This is a genomic window from uncultured Clostridium sp., from assembly GCF_910588715.1.
Taxonomy (GTDB): domain Bacteria; phylum Bacillota; class Clostridia; order Clostridiales; family Clostridiaceae; genus Clostridium.
Map to the genome: position 1 here is coordinate 1 of NZ_CAJURG010000025.1, position 2,865 is coordinate 2,865.

Below are 2,865 nucleotides of genomic sequence, written 5' to 3' on the forward strand. Positions count from 1 at the left end.
GTATTACCCTTAAATCTATTATTCATTACCCACAAATTCTATGTGGAGTTCTTCTCTAATAATCTTATTAAATTGCTCTTGCTCTAATAACTCTATATTATTCAAATCATCAGTTAATATCATTTTAGTCTCGTTAATTTCAACCAAATTATTTTTCATTCCAAGGCATACTTCAAAATTAGTAATATCGGAAATTTTATCTAGGTTCTCATTAAATTGATGCAAATCGGAAATACTATTACCACCTATAATTAGAACATTATTATCAATTGGCGTCTTATAAGCATATACATTTTGAACGTTCTTTTTTAAAGTCTGACCTAAACATTGAACTAATTTTGAATCTGTAGAATTACCCAACCCAATATTCATAGCTATAATTCCATCGTCTTTCAAAACTTTATTACACAAACCAAAAAATTCTGTTGAGGTGAAATTTACTGGTATCGAAATATTCTGATATACATCTATAATAACCAGATCATACTTCTTATCGCAATTTTGCAAATAATTTCTTCCATCATCAATGATAATATTGTCTTTTATTTCACCATCCCAAAAATATTTTTGGGCAACTTCTATAATTTTATCATCAATTTCAATTCCGGTTACATTAATATCATATTCCTTACGCAAAACATCTGCCCCTGTTCCTGCACAGTAACCCAAAATTAATATCTCTAACTTCTCATCTTCTAATTCTTCAAAATCTTTACAAAAAAGAGGAAATGTTACAAAATAATCATAATAGAGTCCCGTTAGTTTGTTTTGATCTATATTCTTAACAGATTGTGAGCCAAAGAAAACATTTGTTTTTAATGATAATGCTTCTTCTTCTTGATTAACACCTATATAATTGTATATAGATTCCTCCTCATAAATTACAGCATCTAAGGCTAAACTTTTATTTGTAGAAGCCAACATAACAATCGCAATAATTATTGAAGTTGCAAGCAGTTTCTTTTTTTTATTTTTTTTAGCGACAATAAAGTAGCATACACATAATGCCAATAACATAATACCAAATAACAAAAACGAGAATTTAACTCCTATCAAGGGTATCAAAACAAATGTTGGAAGTATCGTTCCAATAATACTTCCAACTGTATTCCATACAGATATATTTCCAATTACTTTTCCTGTTAGTTTTAGGTCATTAATACATAACTTTGCTAAATATGGTGACACCATTCCTAACAAAGTAAGGGGAAATGTAAAAAGTATTAAACAAGATAATACTGATGCAATTTGTATTGCATTTCCAAACGGTAATAATCCACCAATAATTACGCTTCCCATAATAACTATTTTTGAGAAAAAAGGCATTACAAGCACCCATATGGCAGAAATTATTATGACTGTATACAATTTATCTGCATTCTTTTCCTTATCTGCTAATTTTCCACCAAGATAATTACCCAAACATAAAGATAACATAATTAAAGTAATTATTGTTGCCCAAATAAGATTAGTCGATCCAAAATATGGCGATAATAAACGAGATGCACTAGTTTCAATTCCCATTGTTGCTAATCCCGTAAACAATGAGGTTATATAATATAATATTTTTTCCTTCTCTTTCATGAGCATTTTCCTTTCGTACTTAATTGTTTTTATGTTTCACCTTTATTCTAATATGCTTTTTAACTAACTTTAAAGTCAGTAACAATATATACACAAATGATAACAGCCTTACACATAAAGACAAAAATACCAAACCTGCGGACTGATAATCTTTTATGTATATTTGGTTAAATAGATTATTTATACTTTCAATTATCTGCAGCGGATGAATCAATACCTCTACACACATATATGCACCAACAAAAAATACTACTCCTGTTATCACTAAGTAACAAACTATATATCCATATATTATTTTTCTTGCTTTATTGCTTAAATTGGGTATATGTTTTATTTCCCTGCTTTTTTTTAGGAACCTAGCTTTTATAGTCTCTAAATACATAAAAGCCAACTTATTAATATTATTAACTTCCAAATAATCAGATAATATCCAATATCCGTCTAATCTAAGAAATGGATTAAGATTAAACAAACAAATTAAAATAGAAAAAAGTAATAATGCAGCCCAAACTGTACTTTTACTAAAATAAAATATTATTAAAAATATATTCATTAATATTATCTGAAAATATATTCCACCAAAGTCTACAACCATCCTCTTTTTATTACTCAATTTCCATATATAACTTAAATCTGTAAACAATACAGGACGAAATAAATACAATCCAATTCCTACTCCTCCCACTTTGCACTGATAAAAACTTGCTGCTGTAGCGTGCCCTAATTCGTGAAAAGCAAAAGAAAATAATAAAATTATTATAAAAAGTATCCAGTCCTGACTCACCCATTTATTAAAAATTCCTACATATCCCCCAAAAAATAACATATAAATCTCTCCTACTACAAACAAGAGAATATGAAATAGAACAACTGGTCTGGCAAATAAAAATTTTATTTTTTCTAATAACTGTTCAAACTTTTCTCCATCAATTAATCTTCGATGAAACCATAATTTAGTGTTATCCTTTTCCTGACCGTTTTGGATATCACCACCAAAAACACCTGTTGGCAACAATTTATTATCAATAATTGAAATTATCTCTTCTTCTGTCAGGAAAATATTAAAATCTTTAAGTTGATCTACAACTTCCTTAAGAGTCTTTTTTCCATCGAACTGCTCTATTATTATTTTTGTCGTGTGATTAATCTTAATACATTTTCCATTCTGTAAAAATAATATAAAGTAGTTCGACCCATTATTCTCTATTTTTTCTTCTTCATATCGAATTGTTTTTATATAGTCGTATATCATATATCAACTCCTTATTTGAACGTATTTCA

2 protein-coding genes are annotated in these 2,865 nt (G+C 28.1%); both read right to left on the reverse strand.

Features of this window, described 5'->3' with window-relative positions; genetic code table 11:
• Nucleotides 1-18 precede the first annotated feature (18 nt).
• Nucleotides 19-1,584 (reverse strand): spermidine synthase, encoded by a 1,566-nt coding sequence (locus QZ321_RS12350; protein ID WP_183080535.1) that lies wholly within the window; start codon nucleotides 1,582-1,584, stop codon nucleotides 19-21.
• Between the two features lie 19 nt (nucleotides 1,585-1,603).
• Nucleotides 1,604-2,836 (reverse strand): M50 family metallopeptidase, encoded by a 1,233-nt coding sequence (locus QZ321_RS12355; protein ID WP_150837533.1) that lies wholly within the window; start codon nucleotides 2,834-2,836, stop codon nucleotides 1,604-1,606.
• Nucleotides 2,837-2,865 lie beyond the last annotated feature (29 nt).